The sequence below is a fragment of the Niveispirillum sp. FG156 genome (assembly GCF_057809555.1).
The window spans coordinates 91,080-112,105 of record NZ_JBMDKE010000017.1 but is presented as its reverse complement, the minus strand read 5'-3'; the positions used below and the strand labels follow the sequence as shown (position 1 = coordinate 112,105).

Sequence of the window (21,026 nt, the reverse complement as noted above, 5' to 3'; positions counted from 1 at the left end):
GTTCCGCAACCCATGAAACACCCTGCCTACCGCTACGCCCGTATTCTGTCCGCGACGACCGCCCTTCTGGCCCTGTCGCTTCCCGTGATGGCAGAAACGGCTCTTGACGAGATCGTCGTCACCGCCACCCGCCGCGCCACCGCCATCCGCGATGTCCCAGCCAGCGTGTCCCGCGTGGACCGCAATGATTTTGAGGCCAAGGCAACCCGTTTCATCGGGGAAGAATTGCGCGGCCTGCCCGGACTGGTCGTGAAGACCAACGACCAGGGCACCTATACCGACATCACCATCCGGGGCGTGCCCAACCGGGTGCATAACGACACGATCACGGTCCTGATGGACGGCGTGCCGTTCGTCACCGGCGATGATGAGGTTGACCTGGAACAGCTGCCGTTTGGCGTTGTCGGTCAGGTCGATGTCGTGCGCGGGCCCACCAGCGCCCTTTATGGCCGTGGCGCCATTGCCGGCACCATCAATTACATCACGCGTGAGGTCAGCGACGAGCCGCTGTCCCAGGCACAGGCCGGTTTCGGCTCTCACGACTGGTGGAACGCCGCTGCCATGGTGCAGCGTCCAACCGGCGATGTCGGCGCCATCCTGATCTCCGCGCAGGTCCAAGGTTCAGATGGCTGGCGCGACCATACCGAGCGGGAGGAACAGACCCTGTTCGTGAAACAGCGTCTGGACCTGACGGAGGCCACGACCCTGAACCTGACCGGCACCTATGTGAACACCGAACAGGGGCTGGCCGGCGAATTGCCGACCGACGCGAACGGCATCCCCGTCGCCCTACCCGGTGGCCGCAAAGGCAACTGGAACCAGGATGGTGCCGGCTTTGATAAGCGGATGTGGACGGGCACGGCGGTCCTGTCCAGCGCGGTGACGGAGGATGTCACCAGCACCACCCGCCTGCACGCCCGCCACGCCAACACCGCCGGTCGCCAAGGGTTTTTCAACCCGTATGACCCGGCCAGCGGCACCGTGAATTTCACGGGCTTCCGCGTGGATGGCAGCACCGATACCTATTTTGCCGAACAGCAGGTGGATGCGCGCCTGGATGATACCTGGCGCGTTCTGGCTGGTCTGTCGGCAGAGCAGGTGGAGGCCCACCATATGGAGACCTGGACCGGGGAGTTCGATTTCGGCCCCCGCTTCTATACCCAGCGGCGCAATGCCCTGACGGGCGCGCATGTTGATGCCAACCTGTGGCAGTCGGATTACCTGCTGAACGCCCAGGCCCGCAACCGCACCCAGGCCGCCTTTGCTCAGGTCGATGGTGATTGGGGCGAGGTGGCGGCCAGTGTGGGCGCGCGGCTGGACCGGTTTCGGCGCAAGGTGCATTACGGCCCGTCGGGCAGCGGCTATGGCCCCGACCCGGAGGTCACCGTCAAGGACAGCGACAGCCATATCAGCCCCAAGGCATCGCTGCGCTGGCGGGTCAGTGATCTGGTCACGGCCTATGCCGCGTTTGGGGAGGGGTTCAGCCCCGGCTTTGGCCCCATCTGGTCCTTCCGCAACCGTAACAAGGACCTGAACCCCGAAATCGCCCGCAATATCGAAGCGGGATTGAAGGGCCATACGGCGGATGGGCGCTTCACGGCCAGCATCACCGCCTATCAGCTTCGCCGCTCCGACCTGTTGCAGCTTCTGCCCGTCGGCGGGTCTGCCCGGACCATCAATAATGGCAGGCAGCGGTCGCGCGGGGTGGAAATGGAGGCATCCGCCGATCTGGGCAATGGTACGGCGCTGAACCTGACCTATGGCTTTACCGATGCCATCTGGACCGAAAACGCCTTCCTGGAGCCGGACACCAACCGGCCCTTCGATTTCACCGGCAAGGATGTGGCGGGTGTGCCCCGGCATGCCGGGCGGGTGGAGATTGTGCAGGCGATGCCGGATGTCCCCGTCACCCTGCGCGCTTGGGCCGATATCTCCGGCGACTACGCCTATGACGGGGCCAACAGCCGCAAGGCCGGCGGCTATATGCTGACCAATGCCGCCATCACCTGGGCAGCACTGGACGGGCTGGACGTTACCTTGACGGGGCGCAACCTGTTCGACCGCAAGGTCAACACTGTTGTGGCCAATAATGACGGTCCCTTCGCCTATTTCCCGCAGCCGCCGCGGGAATGGGTACTGATGGGGACTGTGCGGTTCTGATGATCAATACCAAGGGTCATCCTTGGAGGCCAGCGACCGCTGGCCCGCGCACCCGTGTGCGCGTAAGCCAAGGCGGCGGATGCCGCCGCCCGGCGCCTGAGGGAAATGCAAACGCTGACACCGGTGACAATTTGCGACATGATCGCACTAGGAAACCGGTGTCATGTGTGATTTACTCGGGGCTTGAGAGATGGCCGGCAGAGCCATCCATGGAGCGAAGCCCGGAGACGTTCGAATGACCATCGCCGCTTTCAAGCGTGCCCTGATCTGTGCCTGCCTGCCGTTGATGCTGGCCCTGCCCGGCCATGCCCAGACCGCCACCAGCAGCCCCGCCGCACAGGAGGCCGTGCAGGCCCCCAGCCGCGCGGAAATCCTGGCCACCATGAAGCGGGCAGCCACGTTCATGATGGATGAGGCTGCCGTCAATGGCGGCTATGTCTGGCAGTATCTGCCCGACTTCTCCCGCCGCTGGGGTGAGTTGGAAGCCAACAAGACCATGATCTGGGTACAGCCGCCGGGCACGCCCACCATGGGGCACCTGTTCCTGGATGCCTGGCACGCCACGGGCGACGCTTGGTACCTGGATGCCGCCATGAAGACGGCGGACGCGCTGATCAAGGGACAGCTGGAAAGCGGTGGCTGGAACTATGTCATCGATACAGCCGGTGAAGACTCGCTGAAGCGCTGGTACGACACCTATGGCAAGAATGCCTGGCGGATGGAGGAATTCCACCATTATTACGGCAACGGCACCTTTGACGATGCCGGTACCGCCGAGGCGACGCAGTTCCTGCTGCGCCTGTACCTGGAGAAGAAGGACAGGGGCATCAAGAAGGCGCTGGACAAGGCACTGGGCTTCATCCTGAATGCCCAATATCCCACTGGCGGCTGGCCACAGCGTTTCCCCCTGGTCAAGGATGGCGGCCTGCATGGCAAGCCGGACTATACCGGCTACATCACCTTCAATGATGACGTGTCGGGTGAGAACCTGGAGGTGCTGGTCTTCGCCTATCAGGTGCTGGGCGATAAGAAGCTGATCGACCCGATCCGGCGCGGCATGGATATCTTCATCGCCACGCAGCAGCCGCAGCCGCAGCCCGCCTGGGGTCTACAGCACCGCACCACCGACCTGAAGCCGGCGGGTGCACGCACCTATGAACCGGAAGCCTTCGCCACCCATACGACGGCCAACAATATCAAGCAGTTGTTGAGCTTCTACCGCCTGACCGGCGATGCGAAATATCTGGCACGGGTGCCAGAGGCGCTGGACTGGCTGGACAAGGTGCAGTCACCGCCCAGCCTGCGCACCCAGGGCCGCACGCACCCGACCTTCCTGGCAATTGGCAGCGACAAGCCGCTATATCTGCATCGGCGCGGGTCGAACGTGGTCAATGGTGAGTATTACACCAGCGACAGCCCGAATGAGGTGATTGCCCATTACGGGTCCTTCCGGTCCATCGACACCGCCGCCCTGCGTGCGGAATATCAGAAGCTGGCGGCCACGAAGGGCGAAGAGATTTCCAAGGGCTCGCCCATGCTGGCCAAGCCCGGCACCTACAAGCTGCCCCGCTATTTCACGCTGCGCGATGTCGATGTCTTCGACATGATGAAGACCGACAATGCCGAAAAGGTGGCAGGTGCCGACAAGCTGGCCGATCTGATCCGGGGCCTGAACCCGCGCGGATATTGGCCGGTGAAGCTGACCGCCGTATCGAACCCCTATATCGGCGATGGGCCGGCCACGCCGACGGGGGGCGAATACCGGGCGACGCGTGTGGGCGACCTGTATGACACCTCCCCCTACAATGCCGATTACCCGGTGGAAGGCATCTCCACCGCAGCCTTCGTCAAGAATATGGGCGAACTGATCAAGGCGCTGGGGAAATAAGGGCCGGCGTCAGATATCCAGATCCACCTGATGGCTGTCCGGGGTGACGGCCATCAGGGCATGGATATAGTTGGAAATCTTGGTGGCCCGTTCGCTATGCAGACCCAGCAGGATTTGAATCTGCTGCGCCAGTTGTACCGCATCGACCCCATCGCCGACCGCCGGCAGGGCCGGGGCTTCTGCCGGCATCTCCTCCTCCGCCGTCATGGCGGCCAGGGTCTGATCGGGTGTTGGCGGCGGCGGCGGCGGGTGGTCCGGCGGATGGTCGGGCTGCCGGTCGGCGAAGCGGCCCAGATTGTTGCGGATACGCTGCTTCTGCGGGGTGGTCAGGTCGGGCAGGCTTTCGACCTCGTCCATCACCAGGTCGATCAGGCGATGGCGAAGGCTGCGCCCTTCCCGTCCCTTTTCCTCCCGCCGCTGCCGTTCCTCAATCCTGTTGACACCCAGAACGTGACGATCCTTCGACGGCGGCGTCACCGGCGTGGGCAGTCGCTGCAAAGGGGACGTATAGAATGCCATACCCGATTTTACCACGCCGTATCCGTTTGGAAATGCGCTGGTTTCGGGCGTTTCAGGGCGTCAGTTGCCCGCGTGGCGCATGATGGTTACGGACGGCGTACCCCGAAGGCGGGATGCAGCAGCCGGTCACCCGCCTTGATCCCCAGCTTGGCCGACAGCCCGCCATTCAGTTCCAGCACCGCCAGCGCCGCCCCGGCGGATGGCAGCGGCGTCAGGTCCAGCGGCTTGCCATGCTGAATGTTCAGGATATAGCCGTTGGCATCGATGAAGATGATATCCAGCGGGATCAGGGTGTTCTTCATCCAGAAGGACAGTTTGCCTTCCTGATCGTTCAGGAACAGCATCCCCTTCTCATCCGCCATCTTCTCCACGAACATCAGGCCGATAGCCTGCTGCTGCGGGGTCAGGGCCAGATCGACATTGAAGCTGTGGCGCTGGCCGCCCTTGGTTTCAATCACCAGCGTGTCGCGATTCAGTCCCGTCTGCGGCCCCATCTGGGCGGCGGCATCGGGCATGGCGCCGGGCAGGATGACGGGGGAAAGGGACAGCAGCAGGGCAAGGGCCAGACGGCGCAGCAGCATGATGGTTCCAGGCGCTGGGTTACAGTAAGCCAGACCTTACCACAGGTCGCGCACGGATGCTGCGGCCTGCCGCACCATGTCGCGGATCGGCCCCTCATGCGGCGGATCGACCAGCGTTTCCATCCAGCGGCGGGGCGGATTGCGCCCCTCCCGCCGGTCCCAGGTCAGGGATTTCAGGACGTCCGCCGCGGCAGGGGTCAGCGGAGCCTCTGCCGGGTCGATCCCGTTCAGCACGGCCCAGATGCCGGCCCAGGCACGCCCCACCGACCAGGGATTATAGCCGCCGCCGCCCACCACGATGGTGCGCGGGGCCAGCCCCACCAGATCGCCCACCGCCCGCCACAGCGCGCGGTTGGACAAGGACAGGCGCGACAGGGGATCATCGGCCAGGACGTCGGCCCCTGTCTGGATCATCATGGCCTGGGGCCGATAGGCAACGGCCAGCGGGATGATCGCTTCCTCCACCACATGGCGGAATTCATCATCATTCACGCCGGCGGGCAGCGGGATATTGCGCGCCATGCCACCGGCACGATCATCCAGCTTGCCCGTGTGCGGCCAGCGCCCCTCCTCATGCGTGGAGATGGTCAGGACGCGTTCATCATCATGGAAGGCATCCTGCACCCCATCGCCATGATGCGCGTCGAGATCGACATAGAGGATACGGTCCAGCCCCTGATCCAGCAGCGCCATGATGCCAAGCACCGGCGCATTGAAGAAGCAGAAGCCGCTGGCCCGACCGGGGCGGGCATGGTGGGTGCCGCTGGCCGGGGAATGCACCACCCCGCCATCGCGCACCAGGTCGGCGGCCAGGATGGCGGCACCGGCGGCGATGGCGGGACGGCGGTACATTTCCGGGAAAACCGGGTTTTCCAGCTTGCCCAGCGCATAGCGCAGGGCCGTATCCAGATCGACTTTCTGATCCCGCTCCGCCCGCTGTACCGCCGCGATATAATCGCGGTCATGGAAGCGGGCCAGCTGTTCCGCCGTGGCCATCGGACTGTCCAGATAGACGGCATCATCCAGCCAGCCCATGGCGCGGGCCAGATCGGTCGCCACCGACACGCGCGGAATGGAAAGCGGGTGTTTCTTGCCGTAACTGGAATGGCGATAGATTTCACCACCCAGGTAAAGCGGGCGGGTCGTGGCGACGGATGAGAGGAGCGGGGCAGCGCTGTCGGGCATGATGAATGCAACTTATGTTGCGCCGCCGCATGGCACAAGAGGCGGAAAGTTATTTAATGGCTTCGTGATCGTAGGAAAAGACCCGCGCCAGTTTCCAGCCGTCGACCTCCAGCCGCCAGAACTGGCTGAACTTGGCCCTTCCCACCAGCTTTTCCGGCCCGTTCCCCTGCCGCTCATAGAAGACATGTTCGCCTTGCTGGAACACACCGACGCCGGCAATCGGGTGCAGGGTCATGCTGCCCGCCACCAGTTCGCGCCGTGACCGCCACGCGTCAGGCGCCTTTCGCCCCTCGCACTGCTTGGTATAGAGCTTGACCATGTCGGCGCCCGAGCGTGCCACTTCCCCGTCCTTGTCGTGATACATCTCGAAATCGGTGGTCAGTGACGCGGCGGCCCGTGCGGGATCGCATTGTTCAAAGAACAGGTCGAAGAATTCGGCATCGACCTTTTCAATGGTGGCGCGCAGGGCCGGGCCTTCCGGCAATGTCGCCGCCGAAACCGGAAGCGACAGGCCGGCAAGCAGGGCGGCGATCAACAAGGTGCGGTGCATCAGAACGGCCTCCACAATCGATGGACCTTCACTCAACCGCATCCGGTCCGCATGGCCAAGGGCCGACCAGGGGGATCGTCAGGGTTCCAATCATTTCCTTGCGGCCCCTGCGGTGCTTTGCCATAACCAACCAACCTCACTGGGGGGAGCCGATGGTCGGCTGAGAGGTCCTGTACGGGACGACCCCTGGAACCTGATCCGGCTGATACCGGCGTAGGGACAGTGATCCATGATTGATGTTCCGGGGCCCGCTGCGGCCCCGCCCGCCCCCGCCATTCAGGTTTCCGACGCCGCCATCGGCTTTGGCGGGCGCCTGTTGTTCAGCGGGCTGTCGATGCACGCACCGGGGGGCATGACCACCTGCCTGCTGGGCCCCAGCGGGGTTGGCAAGTCCAGCCTGCTGCGGCTGATCGCGGGGCTTTTGGCCGGTACGGGTAGCGTCACCGCCGATGATGGCAAACCGCTGTCCGGTCGCATCGCCTGGATGGGGCAGCAGGATCTGCTGCTGCCCTGGGCCAGCGTGCTGGAGAATGTGACGCTGGGCGTCACGCTGCGCGGGGGCCGGGTCGGCGCCACGGACCGGGCGCGGGCCATGGCCCTGCTGAACAATGTCGGCCTGGGGGACCGCGCGGGCGACCGGCCCGATGCCCTGTCGGGTGGCATGCGGCAACGCGCGGCCCTGGCCCGCACCCTGTTCGAGGACCGGCCCATCGTCCTGATGGATGAGCCTTTTTCAGCGCTGGACGCCATCACCCGGCTGGATATGCAGGATCTGGCGGCGCGGCTTCTGTGCGACCGTACCGTCATCATGGTGACGCATGACCCGATGGAGGCGTTGCGCCTGGGGCATCAGGTGCTGGTGTTGAGCGGTGGTCCGGCACGGCTCTCCACACCGCTGACCCCGGTTGGCGACACGCCGCGCCCGCCGGATCAACACGCGTTGTTGACGCTGCAGGGTGAATTGCTGTCACGCCTGCGCGGCGGGGGAGAGGCGGCATGAGGGCAGGTCGTTTCCTGCGCGCTATCGTGACATTGGCGGGGCTGATCCTGGCCTGGGCGCTGCTGGTGCGGCTGGCGGATCTGCCGCATTTCATCCTTCCGGGGCCGGAACGGGTGGCGCTGCGTCTGGTCGACGACTGGGCGCTGCTGGCCGGCCATGCGGGCTATACCTTGCTGGAGATTGTGCTGGGCCTGATCCTGGGCACGGTCTGCGGCGGGCTGGCGGCGCTGGCCCTGACGGCATCGGTGGCGGCCCGGCGCTGGCTGCTGCCGCTGCTGCTGGCCAGCCAGGCGGTGCCGGTCTTTGCCATTGCCCCGCTGCTGGTGCTGTGGCTGGGCTATGGCATGGCGTCCAAGGTGGCGATGGCCACCCTGATCATCTTCTTTCCCGTCACCGCCAGCTTCTTCGACGGGCTGCGCCGCACCGATCCCGGCTGGCTTGATCTGGCCCGAACCATGGGGGCCAGCCCCTGGGCGGTATTGCGCCATATCCGCATGCCGGCGGCATTGCCGGCGCTCGGCTCCGGCCTGCGCATGGCCGCCGCCGTGGCCCCCATCGGGGCCGTGGTGGGGGAATGGGTCGGGGCGTCGGCGGGGCTGGGCTACCTGATGCTGCACGCCACGGCGCGGGTGCAGACGGACCTGACCTTCGCCGCCCTTTTCATTCTGGCGCTGCTGGCCGTTGGCCTGTGGCTGCTGGTCGATCTTACCGTTCGCCGGGCATTGCCCTGGCTGCCTGACAGCGTGATGAGCAAGGAAGAGAGATGATGAAGATGCGTTGGATGCGCGCGGTGGCCGTGGCCGCCGCCATGACCGCCAGTGCGACAGGCACCCTGCCCGCCCTGGCGCAGGACAAGATGACGGTGCTGCTGGACTGGTTCGTGAACCCCGACCATGGCCCGCTCTATGTCGCGCAGGAAAAGGGCTACTTCAAGGAGGAAGGCCTGACGGTGGAGATGATCGCGCCCGCCGATCCCAACGACCCGCCGCGTCTGGTCGCCGCCGGCCAGGGTGATATCGCCGTGTCCTATCAGCCGCAGCTGCATTTGCAGGTCGATGCCGGCCTGCCGGTGGTCCGCGTCGGCACCCTGGTCGCCACGCCGCTGAACAGTGTCATCGTCCTGAAGGATGGGCCGATCAAGTCCATCAAGGACCTGAAGGGCAAGAAGGTCGGCTTCTCTGTCGGCGGGTTCGAGGATGCGCTGCTGGGCGCCATGCTGGAAAAGCACGGCCTGTCGCTGAAGGACATCACCCTGATCAACGTCAATTTCTCCCTGTCGCCGGCTTTGTTCACGGGTCAGGTGGACGCCATTGTCGGCGGTTACCGCAATTTCGAACTGAACCAGATGGCGATTGAGAAGAAGGAAGGCCGGGCCTTCTTCCCCGAGGAAGAGGGCGTGCCCGCCTATGACGAGCTGGTCTTCATTACCGCGAAGAACAAGGTGAATGACCCGCGCATCGGCCGTTTCCTGAACGCCGTGGAACGCGGCACCCAGTTCCTGATCAACCATCCGGACGAGGCCTGGGGCCTGTTTATCAAGGGCCGCAAGGATTTGGATACGGAGCTGAACAAGCGCGCCTGGAAGGACAGCATCGCCCGCTTCGCCCATAGCCCGCGCGCCCTGGACAATGCCCGCTATGACCGGTTCGCGCAGTTCCTCAAGGCGCGCGGCCTGATCAAGACCACGCCGGACGTCGCGACCTACGCGGTTGAGGTAAAGTGAGCTGGTGCGCTTGACAGGATCAGGCCGGAACAAGCAGACATGGTACCGGGCCTTGTCCGCCGTTCCGGCCGCCGCCCCAGCCTTGAGGTTCCATGATGGTGCAGACCGATCCCCGTCTTCTTTACATCGAGTTGATGAAGAAGTGTCTGACGGGATTGATCTATGAGGACCCCGGCTGCGGCCCCTATGGCCAGCCGTTCAGCCGGTTTCACCGTGAGGTGGGCCATGATTGGCCCCTGAAGGCCCATACGATGATCGGTGAGAAGCGGATGAATAATCTGCGTGACGCCGTCGTCCATGTGGTGCGGGAGAATATCCCCGGCGACCTGATCGAAACGGGGGTGTGGCGCGGTGGTGCCTGCATTTTCATGCGTGCCATCCTGGCCGCCCTGAATGTGACCGACCGCACCGTCTGGGTAGCCGACAGTTTCGAAGGGCTGCCGCCCATCAATGCCGAACAATATCCGGAAGATGCCAAGTACGACGATTTGTCGAAATACGTCGAACTGGCCATCAGCCTGGAAGAAGTGCAGGCCAATTTTCAGAAATATGATCTGCTGGACGATCAGGTGAAGTTCCTGAAGGGCTGGTTCAAGGACACGCTGCCCACCGCCCCCATCGAGAAACTGGCCCTGCTGCGCCTTGACGGCGACATGTATGAATCGACCATGGACGGGTTGACCAGCCTGTACCACAAGGTCTCCCCCGGCGGGGTGATCATCGTCGATGATTACAACATCATCCCCGCCTGCAAGCAGGCAGTGCACGATTTCCGTGACGCGCACGGGATCACCGACCATATCCAGCCCATTGATTATTGCGCCGTCTTCTGGATCAAGGCTGGCGAGAAGCAGGGTTGACGGCATGTTGGGGGATGCGTCCCCCTTTTGTTCCCATCGGCCACGAACCCTGCTATACCCGCCGCATCCTTGCCGATAGCCGTGAAGCGCCCTTGTCATGAGCATGATCCCCACGCCCGACATCGCCCTTAACCTGGGCCATCCGCGCCGCATGCTGCTGTCCGGCGCGCCGGACGGGCAGGATGCGCGATTGCTGGCGGCCTTGGCCAAACGCGGCGGGTCGGCGGGCCTGCTGCACATCGCCAGCGATGATGCCCGCGCCGCGCGGCTGGCAGAGGTGGTGTCCTTCTTCGCGCCGGATGTGGAGGTGCTGCATTTCCCGGCCTGGGACGTGCTGCCCTATGACCGCATTTCCCCCAATGGGGAGATCGTGGCCCAGCGCATCACCACCATGACACGGCTGCTGCGCCCCAATACCGGCAAGCCGTTCCTGGTGCTGACCACCGTCAATGCCGTGGTGCAGAAGCTTCCGCCCCGGCTGGCCTTCCGTAATGCCAGCTTCGCCGGCAAGGTGGGATCGCGCATCAACGTGGCGGAGCTTCAACGGTTTTTGTCGCAGAACGGCTATATCCGCGCGCAGACGGTGCGGGAACCGGGGGAGTTTGCCATCCGGGGCGGTATCATCGACCTGTTCCCACCCGGCAGCGGGGAGGCGCTGCGCCTGGACCTGTTCGGCGATGATCTGGACGGGGTGCGCAGCTTTGATCCCATGACCCAGTTGACGGTCGATAAGCGCGACGGCTTCCTGCTGACGCCCATGTCGGAAGTGTTCCTGGACGAAATGTCGATTCAGCGCTTCCGCACCGGCTACCGCGAGCATTTCGGTGCCGTTATGGATGACGACCCGCTGTATGAGGCGGTGAGTGCGGCGCGCAAGCATGCGGGCATGGAACATTGGCTGCCCTTATTCCACAGCTCCATGGAAACCCTGTTCGATTATCTGCCTGACGCGTCGGTGACGCTCGACCCCAATGTCGAACAGGCGCGCGACGAGCGGCTGGAGCAGATCCAGGATTTCTACAGCGCCCGCCGCACCATGGTGGAGGCGGAGAAGAAATCCGGCAATCCGGCCTATAAGCCCATTCCCCCGTCCCTGCTGTTCCTGGATGGCGACACGTTCGACCGGCATCTGGCCGTACGCGCGGTGGCGCAGCTTTCGCCCTTCGCCGCGATTGAGGGGGAGACATCCAACAAGGACATGGTGGATGGCGGCGGGCGCAAGGGCCGCGATTTTGCCGATGCCCGTGTGCAGTCCGGCGTCAATGTCTATGATGTGCTGCGCGAGCATATCGAGGCACTGACCCGCGATGGCCGCACCTCCGTCATCGCCGGCTATACGACCGGATCGCGCGACCGTCTGCTGTCGGTGCTGAAAGAACATGGGCTGACGCGGCTGAAGGCCGTGGATGCCTGGGCCGATCTGCTGACGCTGGACAAGGGGACGGCGGCGCTGATCGTCCTGCCGCTGGACCATGGCTTCACGGCCCCCGGTCTGGCCGTGATCACCGAACAGGATATCCTGGGCGACCGTCTGGTCCGCGCCGGGTCAAAGAAAAAGCGCCGCAACGCCAATTTCATTGCGGAAGCTGCATCGCTGAACCCTGGGGATTTCGTCGTCCATATCGATCATGGCATCGGCAAATATGATGGTCTGGAGACGCTGACCGTCGGTGGTGCGCCGCATGATTGCCTGCGCATCATCTATGATGGCGGCGACAAGCTGTATGTGCCGGTAGAGAATATCGAGGTCCTGTCCCGCTATGGCAGCGAGGAGGCAGGCGCCACCCTGGACAAGCTGGGCGGTGTCGGCTGGCAGTCGCGCAAGGCCAGGGTCAAGCGCCGTCTGAAGGACATGGCCGATGCCCTGCTGCGCATCGCCGCCGAACGCGCCCTGCGCCGGGCCGATGCCGTGCCCATTCCCGATGGCGCCTGGGATGAGTTCTGCGCCCGTTTCCCCTATGCGGAGACGGACGACCAGTTGCGGGCCATCGACGATGTGATCGAGGATATGGGATCGGGCAAGCCGATGGACCGCCTGATCTGCGGCGATGTCGGCTTTGGCAAGACGGAGGTGGCGCTGCGTGCCGCCTTCCTGGCCGTCATGGCGGGCCGTCAGGTGGCTGTGGTCGTGCCCACCACCCTGCTGGCACGTCAGCATGCCCGCACGTTCGAAGCACGGTTTGCGGGCCTGCCGGTCCGTATCGGGCAATTGTCGCGCATGGTCACCACCAAGGATGCCAACCTGACCAAGCAGGGTGTGTCCGACGGCACCGTCGATATCGTCATCGGCACCCATGCCCTGCTGGGCAAGAGCCTGGATTTCAAGCGCCTGGGCCTGGTCATCGTGGACGAGGAACAGCATTTCGGCGTGAAGCAGAAGGAACGGCTGAAGGAGCTGCGCGCCGATGTGCATGTGCTGACCCTGTCGGCCACGCCCATCCCGCGCACCCTGCAGCTGGCCTTGTCCGGCGTGCGCGAATTGTCGGTGATCGCCACACCGCCCGTCGACCGTCTGGCCGTACGCACCTTCGTCCTGCCCTTCGATCCCGTGGTGATCCGCGAGGCGATCCTGCGCGAACATCACCGGGGCGGGCAGAGCTTCTATGTCTGTCCGCGCCTGGAGGATATGGACAAGGTCCGCGCCCGGCTGGAGGAACTGGTGCCGGAGGTGAAGCTGATCACCGCCCATGGCCAGATGGCGGCGACGGAATTGGAGGACGTGATGACGGCCTTCGACGATGGCAAATATGACGTGCTGCTGGCCACCAACATCATCGAAAGCGGCCTGGATATCCCGCGCGCCAACACCATGATCGTCCACCGCGCCGACCTGTTCGGTCTGGCGCAGCTTTACCAGATCCGGGGCCGCGTGGGTCGGTCCAAGGTGCGCGGCTACGCCTATCTGACCTATCAGCCCAAGACGGTCCTGTCGGCCACGGCGCAGCAGCGCCTGCATGTGCTGGAAACGCTGGACAGCCTGGGCGCGGGCTTCCAGCTGGCCAGCCACGACATGGATATCCGTGGTGCCGGCAACCTGCTGGGCGAGGAACAGTCGGGCCAGATCCGTGAGGTCGGCGTGGAACTGTACCAGCAGATGCTGGAAGAAGCGGTGGAGGCGGCACGCGGCGGCCTGTCGGACCTGCAGGTGGCCGAAGACGCTTGGTCGCCGCAGATCGCGCTGGGCATGCCGGTCCTGATCCCCGAAAGCTATGTCCCCGACCTGGGCGTGCGCCTTACCCTTTACCGCCGCCTGTCCGACCTTGACAGCAAGGATGAAGTGGAAGCGTTTGGCGTGGAATTGATCGACCGGTTCGGCAAGATGCCGCCGGAGGTCGATAATCTGCTGCGCCTGATGGAGATCAAGCGCCTGTGCAAGGACGCGGGCGTATCCAATCTGGACGCGGGGCCGAAGGGGGCCACCGTGGGCTTCCGCAACAACAGCTTCAAAAATCCGGCCAAGCTGGTGGAATTCATCCAGAAGCAGGCGGGGACGGCGAAGCTGCGGCCCACAGACCATAAGCTGGTCTTCCTGCGTCCCTGGGATTCCGACGAAACCCGAATGGCGGGCGCGCGCACCTTGATGCAGGCGCTGGCCCAGATGGCCGCCGGAGAGAAGGTGACGGCCGATCTTCCGCCCCCTCCGCCGCCACCTCCCCCACCCCCGCCGCCAAAACCATTGGTCAAGCGCCCGCCGTTCGGTGCGGCGAAGCGGCGCTGGTGATCGGGGATATGTAAGGGAAAAGGTGGCGGAAGCGGTGGGATTCGAACCCACGGTGAGTTGCCCCACGGCGGTTTTCAAGACCGCTGCCTTAAACCACTCGGCCACACTTCCGTCAGGCACACGCCTAGCCGAAACGCGCGGCAGGGGCAAGTCCCCTGTCGCGTTCGCACGGGAAATCGACATAAAGCCCTGATATGCTGCTAGCATTGCTGACGCAGACGCTTTGCCGCGAGACTGTTGGTTAACGTTGCGTTTAGACTTGGTTCCGCATAGTGCGCGGCAGGTTGGCAGGGAAGGTTGTGCATTCATGGGTGGTGATGACGCGGATGACCTGTTCGCCCCGGAAGATGATGATGCGCTGTTCGGCGCGTCAGAGGGCGTGAACGCCGCGGCCCCTGTCACCCCGCCGCCTCTCCCGCCCTGGCCCGTCCTGGTCGTTGATGACGACGAGGAGGTGCACATCATGACGCGGCTGGTCCTGTCCAAGCTGCGTTACAAGGACCGCCCGCTTGAACTGCTGACCGCCCGGTCGGGGAATGAGGCGGATGATGTCTTCCGCCGGCGCGAGGATATTGCCGTCGCCCTGCTGGACATCGTGATGGAGACGGATGATGCCGGCCTGCGCTTGGCGCGCCGCATCCGTGAGGAATTTTCCAATACCGATACGCGCCTGATTCTGCGCACCGGTCAGCCGGGCCAGGCCCCGGTGCGGGACGTCATCGTCAATTATGACATTAACGACTATAAGTCGAAGACCGAACTGACCTCGGAAAAGCTGTTCATCACCATCATCACGGGCCTGCGGTCCTATGACAATATCCGCAGCGCCCGCATGGCCGAAAGCGCGTCGAAGCTGAAATCCAGCTTTCTGGCCGCCATGAGCCATGAGATCCGCACACCCATGAACGGGGTGCTGGGCATGCTGGAACTGCTGGGCCATACGCCGCTGGATGCCGATCAGCGCGACATGCTGCTGACGGCACAGGATTCGGCGGGCGCCCTGCTGCGGATCATCGACGATATCCTGGATTTCTCGAAGATCGAGGCCGGTCGCATGGATATCGACCGGCATCCGGTCGATATCGGTGCCATCATGGAGGGGGTGGCCGACACGCTGGCCCCGGCGGCGCGCAAGAAGGGCCTGTCCTTCGATCTGCATGTCGATCCGGCCATTCCGACCGCGCTGATGGGTGATCCGGTGCGGCTGCGCCAGATCCTGTTCAACCTGACCGGCAATGCCATCAAGTTCACCGAACAGGGCGGTGTCATGGTCCGGGCAGAGCGTCACCCCGACGCGGCCCCCGGCGTGGCCCGCATCCGTGTTTCCGTCACCGATACCGGCATCGGCATCGCACCGGATCAGCAGACCAAACTGTTCCAGCCCTTTGCCCAGGCGGAAGTATCGACCAGCCGCCGCTTTGGTGGCACCGGCCTGGGCCTGTCCATCAGCCGCCGCCTGATCGAACTGATGAAGGGCCATATCGGGCTGGACAGCGTGCCGGGCCACGGCTCCACCTTCTGGTTCACGCTGGATCTGGAAGTTTCCGATCAGGGGACATCGGATGGGGCAGGTTTCGCCGACATTGCCGGCCTGCATGTCGCGCTCGACATCGCCGAACCGGAACTGGCGCAGACGGTCAGCGCCTATCTGGTGCAGGCGGGCGCGGTGCCCATGGATGCGGGCGCGCCGTCGGCGGATATTGTCATCTGTGCCGGGCGCAGCGGTGCCTCCTGGCCGGTGCCGGAGGGGCCCCTGCCCGCCGTCGTGATTGCGGACGCAGATTCGCGCCGGTCGGGCGACATTCCGGCCGGAACGCAGTTGGTGGCCCGTCCCCTGCGCCGGTCCGCCCTGTTTCGGGCCGTTGCCGTTGCCGCCAACCGGCTGGCCGGCAGCACGTCGGTCACGGCTGCTGCACCGCGCGCGGCCATCGCCGCCCCCAGCCCCGAAGAGGCAGCGGCCCAGGGCCGTCTGATCCTGGTGGCGGAGGATCAGCGCGTGAACCAGATGGTGATCAGCCGGCAGCTGTCGATCCTTGGATTCGCGGTCGAAATCCATGCCGACGGGGCGGCGGCACTGGCGGCCTGGCGTCCCGGCGCGCATGGTCTGCTGCTGACCGACTGCAACATGCCGGTGATGGACGGGTATGAATTGACCGCCGCCATCCGCGCGCGGGAGGCCGAGGACGGATTGCCGCGTCTGCCCATCATCGCCCTGACGGCCAATGCCATGGCGGGAGAGGATCAGCGCTGCATCAATGCCGGCATGGATGATTTCCTGTCCAAGCCGCTGGACCTGACGCAACTGGAACGCTGCCTGTCACGCTGGCTGGGAACGGCGGCGCAGACAGCAGTATCGGCAGCGGCCCCGGTAGAAGCAGCGATCTTCGACCCCGCCATGACCCTTGATCTGTTCGGCGGCCTGGATGGCGATGCGCGCGGGTTCCTGGCGGAGTTCACCAGCTCTCTCCACACCTTGCGGGCAGAGGCGGAGAAGGGCTTTGCCAGCGACGATATGGACGCGGCGCGACGCGGCATTCATGCCCTGGCCGGTGTTGCGAAGAATGGGGGCGCCCCCGCGCTTGGCGCCCTGGCCGACAGTGTCGAACGGTCCCTGAAGCAGGGGGACTATGCGGATGCGCGCACAAATGCCCTGAAAATACCCGGCATGATTGATCGGGTGGTTGCCGCCATCGACGCCTTGTAGTCAACTAGGACGGTCCGAGGTCGCAAGACCCTGGATACATGCGCGTCCATGGGGAAAAGTACGATGGTGGGTTTCAGCAGCTTCAGCCGTATGAATGCCCTGATCGTTGAGGATCAGGCCTTCATCCGGACCGTCGTGTCCCGTATCCTGAAGCAGCTTGAATTCAATCAGATTTTTGAGGCGGATGAAGGAACCGGCGGCCTGACCCTGGCGCTGGAACGCAAGCCCGACGTGATCATCTGCGATATCGAGATGGCGCCCATGGACGGGCTGACCTTCCTGCAGCAATTGCGGCAGAAGGAAGAACTGGGCCGGCGCACGCCCGTCATCTTCCTGACCAACCATGCCCAAAAGGACATGGTGCTGAAGGCCCGCGATCTGGGCGTGAATGCCTTTATCGCCAAGCCGGTGACGGTGGTGGGCCTGCGGGAGAAGCTGGCCGTGCTGTTGAGCACCCGGCGATGAGTAGTGAACTGAATTTTTGCTGGCAGCATTTCGACGATTTCGACATTGCCAGCCTCTACGCCATGCTGCGCTTCCGCCAGGATGTATTCATCGTGGAGCAGCAGTCGCCCTATCCCGACCTGGACGGGCTGGACCCGTTTTGCCAGCATCTGCTGGTTACCGACCCGGCGGGCACGCTGGTTGCCTATCTGCGCGCCCGTGGGCCCGACCGGGACAGCCCGGCCTTCATCGGGCGTATCGTGGTGGGGCCGGCGGGGCGCGGCACGGGACTTGGCCGGCGGCTGGTTCAGGAAGGGCTGGACTTCATGGACCGGACATGGCCGGGGCAGCCGATCGAGATTGGTGCGCAACAGCATCTGGCGGAGTTCTATGCCGGTTTCGGCTTTGCCGCCGAAGGCCCACCCTATGATGATGGCGGCATTCCGCATGTGACCATGTGGCGCCGGTAAAAGAGAACGCCTGGTTGAATTTCCGCGATTTTTATGGTCCGTTCACTATCGAAGATAGAGAACGGGGCGGCGGACGTGCGGATACCGGTACGGCATCTCCTATTTTACGTGGCGGCCATTGCGGCGGTCGTGACCTTCCTTTGGCTGCAGATGGCGGAAGCCAATCATCGCCTGGAGGAACAGCGTCAGACGGCCCGCGTGGATGTGACCCGCCGCGTGGAACAGGCGGTCGGCACGGCGCTGGATTTCCTGGAACTGATGCATGCGCAGATGGAGGAAGGGCTGGTCAAGGCGGTGCCGGGCGCCCCGCCCACCCCGCTGCGCCGCGCCCTGCAGGCGGGCGAGGATGGTTCCTACCATCTGGACAATCCGCCCAGCCCCTATCAGCGTGATCTGGTCGGCAATATGACGGGTCTGGGTGGGCTGAACAGCCGCGGTCCGGATTTTGAGGCGGAGATGGAGGCGGCACTGTCGCTGCACACCGCCTTTTCCCAGGCGCAGCGACGGCTGCCCAATATTCCCTGGGTCTATTACATCTCGGCCCAGCGGTTCGAGTTCGTTTATCCGTTCGTGGCGTCGGCGGAATTGACCTTTGCCGACAAGGACCTGGAAATGGAATATTTCCAGGCCTCGTTGCCTGCCAACAACCCATCGGGGGAACTGTTCTTCTCCAAACTGTATGAGGATGATGGTGGCAAGGGCATGATGGCCACCATCGGCATGCCCGTCTATCAGGGCGACCGGCATCTGGGCGTGGTCGCCCTGGATATGACGGTCGGCTATCTCTCCTCCCTGCTGGATGGGTTTCCATCCGGGTTCGGCACGCTGGCGCTGGTGGCGCCGGACGGGCAAATGATTGGCGTCTCGCATGGCGAGGGGCGGCGGCATCCACCGGAGGCCGCCTTGAAAGCCGCCATCCAGGAAACAATCAGCCGCGACGGCCAGATGCGGCTGGAGAAGGATGGCTGGACCTTCACCAGCCATATCCTGCGCAAATCGCCCTGGCGCATGGTGATGGCACAGGATGGCACGGGCCATCTGCGCGCCGTCATGCGGGAAAGCACGCCGCCCATCCTGGTGGCGCTGCTGCTGCTGGGCCTGATCGGCGGCATGGAGTTCCGCCGCCGCACCGATGCCCGCATCCGCAAACAGTCCGACATCCTGGCCGCCACCAACCTGGACCTTGCCCGCGCCCGCGATGAGGCCGAACAGGCCACCCGCGCCAAATCCACCTTCCTGGCCACCATGAGCCACGAAATCCGCACGCCGATGAATGGTGTGTTGGCCATGGCGGAAATGCTGGCCGATACCCCGCTGAACGAGGATCAGCAGGGCATGGTGAAGGTGGTGCGCGACAGTGGCGGCGCGCTGCTGACCATCATCAACGATATTCTGGATTTCTCGAAGATCGAGGCCGGCAAGCTGGATATCGAATGGATCGATACCGACATCCTGTCCCTGGCCGAGGGGGTGGGCGATCTTCTGGCCCGCCGGGCGGAGGAAAAGGGCCTGGCCCTGACCGTGGATGTCGATCCCGCCCTGCCCCGACATCTGGTGGCCGATCCCACCCGCCTGCGTCAGGTGCTGCTGAACCTGACCGGCAATGCCATCAAGTTCACCGAACATGGCGGCGTCACCGTCCGTTTGAACCGCATGCCCGATGCGGGCGATGGCAAGGTCGGTCTGCGGGCGGAGATTGTGGATACGGGCATCGGCCTGACCCCGGAACAGCAGGCCAAGCTGTTCCAGCCCTTCGCCCAGGCCGACGGGTCCACGGCCCGCCGTTTTGGCGGGACCGGGCTGGGCCTGTCCATCTGCCGGCGTCTGGTGGAACTGATGGGGGGCACCATCGGCGTCACGTCGGAAGCGGGCGAAGGCTCCACCTTTTGGTGCGAGCTGCGGCTGGACGAGGGCAAAGCAGATGAGGGCGCGGTGGATGAACCATCGCTGTGGGGCCTGCGCGTCGCCGTCCTGGGCGGGCTGCCGGCCGAACGCGCCAGCCTGACCCGCAGCCTGACGGCGCGGGAGGCGGAAGTGGTGGAGATGGCGGATGAGGCGTCGGCCCTGGCGGCCCTGCGTCAGGCCGCCGATGACGGCATGCATTTCCACGCGATCCTGATCGATGCCTATCCGGGCGACGGGGTCGGGCTGGACATTGCCCGCCGGCTGGGGCTGGCGGACGGTACGGGGGGAACGCGGACGGTGTTGATTGCGCCGGTATTGCTGGTCTCCACCCTGTCGGAGGCGGGCCGTGCCAAGGGCATCTTCGCCGCCATCCCCAAGCCGGTGCGCCAAGCCCGCCTGATCAAGGTGGTGGCCGCCGCCGATGGCCGCGCCTCCCTGGACATCACCGCCACGACGGGCAGCAGCGAGACCGTCTGGCAGGCGCCGGAGGTGGATGAAGCGGCGGCCAATGGCGCCCTGGTCCTGGTGGTGGAGGACAATGCCACCAACCAGATCGTCATCCGGCAGGCCATGCGCAAGCTGGGCTTCGCCGCCGAGATCGCAGGCAATGGGCTGGAGGGGCTGGAAGCGTGGCGCACGGGCCGCTTCGGATTGGTGGTCACCGACTGCCACATGCCAGAAATGGACGGGTATGACATGACCCGCGCCATCCGCGTTGATGAAGGGGCCGCCGCCGATGGCCGGCATGTCCCCGTCATCGCGCTTTCCGCCGACGCGGTCAGCGATGCCGCCCAGAAATGCCGCGATGCCGGCATGGATGATTACCTGACCAAGCCCATCGAGCTGGCAAAGCTGGAAGCCGCCATCCTGCGCTGGGCTCCGGTGACGGCGGAAATGCGGCGGCGGGTGTCGGCGAAACATGCGCCGCCTGTGGCCACCGCCCCCATGACGCCCGTTGCAAAGCCCGAAACCGATCCCGCCATCTTCGATCCCAATCGGTTGAAGGAAATGTTCGGACATCTGGATGCCGAAGCCATCGCCCTTCTGGACGAGTTCCTGGTGCAGGCGGAGGCGCGGGCAGCCGCCGTTGAGGATGCGTTGAACCAGGGCGATATCAAGGCAGCCAAGGATGGCGCCCATTCCCTGAAAGGGTCCGCCAATGGCGTGGGCGCCGTTGCCCTGGGCGACCTGTTCGCGCGGATCGAGGTAGCCCTGAAACAGGGGGACGAGGACATGGCGCAGGATCTGCGCTGGAACATCGCGCCGGCCTTTGAGGATCTGCGCCATCAAATCAGACTTGTGAAAGGGTGACGGCA

At 64.5% G+C, this 21,026-nt stretch carries 15 protein-coding genes, 1 tRNA gene and 1 riboswitch; of the genes, 11 read left to right on the top strand and 5 right to left on the bottom strand.

Features of this window, described 5'->3' with window-relative positions; genetic code table 11:
* Positions 1 to 12 precede the first annotated feature (12 nt).
* Both ACODSP_RS12860 and ACODSP_RS12855 read left to right on the top strand, forming a co-directional pair.
* Positions 13 to 2,160, top strand: coding sequence for a TonB-dependent receptor (locus tag ACODSP_RS12860; protein WP_488965971.1), 2,148 nt, complete (start codon positions 13 to 15; stop codon positions 2,158 to 2,160).
* Between the two features lie 235 nt (positions 2,161 to 2,395).
* The gene (locus tag ACODSP_RS12855) at positions 2,396 to 4,048 is read left to right on the top strand and encodes a pectate lyase (protein ID WP_488965970.1); all 1,653 of its coding nucleotides are present in this window, start codon (positions 2,396 to 2,398) and stop codon (positions 4,046 to 4,048) included.
* Positions 4,049 to 4,057: 9 nt separating this feature from the next.
* Here the strand turns inward: ACODSP_RS12855 and ACODSP_RS12850 are convergent, their stop codons facing one another.
* The 4 genes from ACODSP_RS12850 to ACODSP_RS12835 form a co-directional block, all read right to left on the bottom strand.
* Positions 4,058 to 4,567, bottom strand: coding sequence for a hypothetical protein (locus ACODSP_RS12850; protein ID WP_488965969.1), 510 nt, complete (start codon positions 4,565 to 4,567; stop codon positions 4,058 to 4,060).
* 86 nt (positions 4,568 to 4,653) lie between these two features.
* On the bottom strand, positions 4,654 to 5,148 hold the full coding sequence (locus tag ACODSP_RS12845) for a DUF192 domain-containing protein (RefSeq protein WP_488965968.1): 495 nt from the start codon (positions 5,146 to 5,148) through the stop codon (positions 4,654 to 4,656).
* 36 nt (positions 5,149 to 5,184) lie between these two features.
* Positions 5,185 to 6,333: an acetoin utilization protein AcuC gene (locus ACODSP_RS12840; RefSeq protein WP_488965967.1), complete on the bottom strand. Its 1,149-nt coding sequence runs from the start codon at positions 6,331 to 6,333 to the stop codon at positions 5,185 to 5,187.
* A 49-nt stretch (positions 6,334 to 6,382) separates the two neighbouring features.
* Complete coding sequence (locus ACODSP_RS12835) at positions 6,383 to 6,883, bottom strand: DUF4440 domain-containing protein (RefSeq protein WP_488965966.1); 501 nt, start codon at positions 6,881 to 6,883, stop codon at positions 6,383 to 6,385.
* A 132-nt stretch (positions 6,884 to 7,015) separates the two neighbouring features.
* A riboswitch (TPP riboswitch) is annotated at positions 7,016 to 7,120 on the top strand.
* Between ACODSP_RS12835 and ACODSP_RS12830 the strand changes: the two genes are divergently transcribed.
* From ACODSP_RS12830 to mfd, 5 genes are all read left to right on the top strand, one after another.
* A complete protein-coding gene (locus tag ACODSP_RS12830; RefSeq protein WP_488965965.1) occupies positions 7,113 to 7,883 on the top strand; it encodes an ABC transporter ATP-binding protein in 771 nt (256 codons plus the stop codon). Its footprint overlaps the riboswitch before it by 8 nt.
* Positions 7,880 to 8,650: an ABC transporter permease gene (locus ACODSP_RS12825; protein ID WP_488965964.1), complete on the top strand. Its 771-nt coding sequence runs from the start codon at positions 7,880 to 7,882 to the stop codon at positions 8,648 to 8,650. The genes ACODSP_RS12830 and ACODSP_RS12825 overlap by 4 nt, the downstream gene beginning before the upstream one ends.
* 5 nt (positions 8,651 to 8,655) lie before the next feature.
* Complete coding sequence (locus ACODSP_RS12820; protein ID WP_488965983.1) at positions 8,656 to 9,606, top strand: ABC transporter substrate-binding protein; 951 nt, start codon at positions 8,656 to 8,658, stop codon at positions 9,604 to 9,606.
* Between the two features lie 92 nt (positions 9,607 to 9,698).
* Complete coding sequence (locus ACODSP_RS12815; protein ID WP_488965963.1) at positions 9,699 to 10,466, top strand: TylF/MycF family methyltransferase; 768 nt, start codon at positions 9,699 to 9,701, stop codon at positions 10,464 to 10,466.
* A gap of 97 nt (positions 10,467 to 10,563) precedes the next feature.
* Positions 10,564 to 14,187 (top strand): transcription-repair coupling factor, encoded by a 3,624-nt coding sequence (mfd, locus tag ACODSP_RS12810; protein WP_488965962.1) that lies wholly within the window; start codon positions 10,564 to 10,566, stop codon positions 14,185 to 14,187.
* A gap of 23 nt (positions 14,188 to 14,210) precedes the next feature.
* Here mfd and ACODSP_RS12805 read toward each other — a convergent pair.
* Positions 14,211 to 14,298, bottom strand: a tRNA-Ser gene (locus tag ACODSP_RS12805).
* Between the two features lie 196 nt (positions 14,299 to 14,494).
* On the opposite strand from ACODSP_RS12805, the gene ACODSP_RS12800 reads away from it, so the two are divergent.
* From ACODSP_RS12800 to ACODSP_RS12785, 4 genes are all read left to right on the top strand, one after another.
* On the top strand, positions 14,495 to 16,891 hold the full coding sequence (locus ACODSP_RS12800) for a response regulator (RefSeq protein ID WP_488965961.1): 2,397 nt from the start codon (positions 14,495 to 14,497) through the stop codon (positions 16,889 to 16,891).
* Positions 16,892 to 16,954: 63 nt separating this feature from the next.
* Entirely contained in the window at positions 16,955 to 17,356 is a 402-nt protein-coding gene (locus tag ACODSP_RS12795) for a response regulator (RefSeq protein WP_158659716.1), read from the top strand.
* A complete protein-coding gene (locus ACODSP_RS12790) occupies positions 17,353 to 17,805 on the top strand; it encodes a GNAT family N-acetyltransferase (RefSeq protein ID WP_488965960.1) in 453 nt (150 codons plus the stop codon). Before ACODSP_RS12795 ends, ACODSP_RS12790 begins: the two co-directional genes overlap by 4 nt.
* Before the next feature lie 75 nt (positions 17,806 to 17,880).
* Positions 17,881 to 21,021: an ATP-binding protein gene (locus ACODSP_RS12785; RefSeq protein WP_488965959.1), complete on the top strand. Its 3,141-nt coding sequence runs from the start codon at positions 17,881 to 17,883 to the stop codon at positions 21,019 to 21,021.
* Positions 21,022 to 21,026 lie beyond the last annotated feature (5 nt).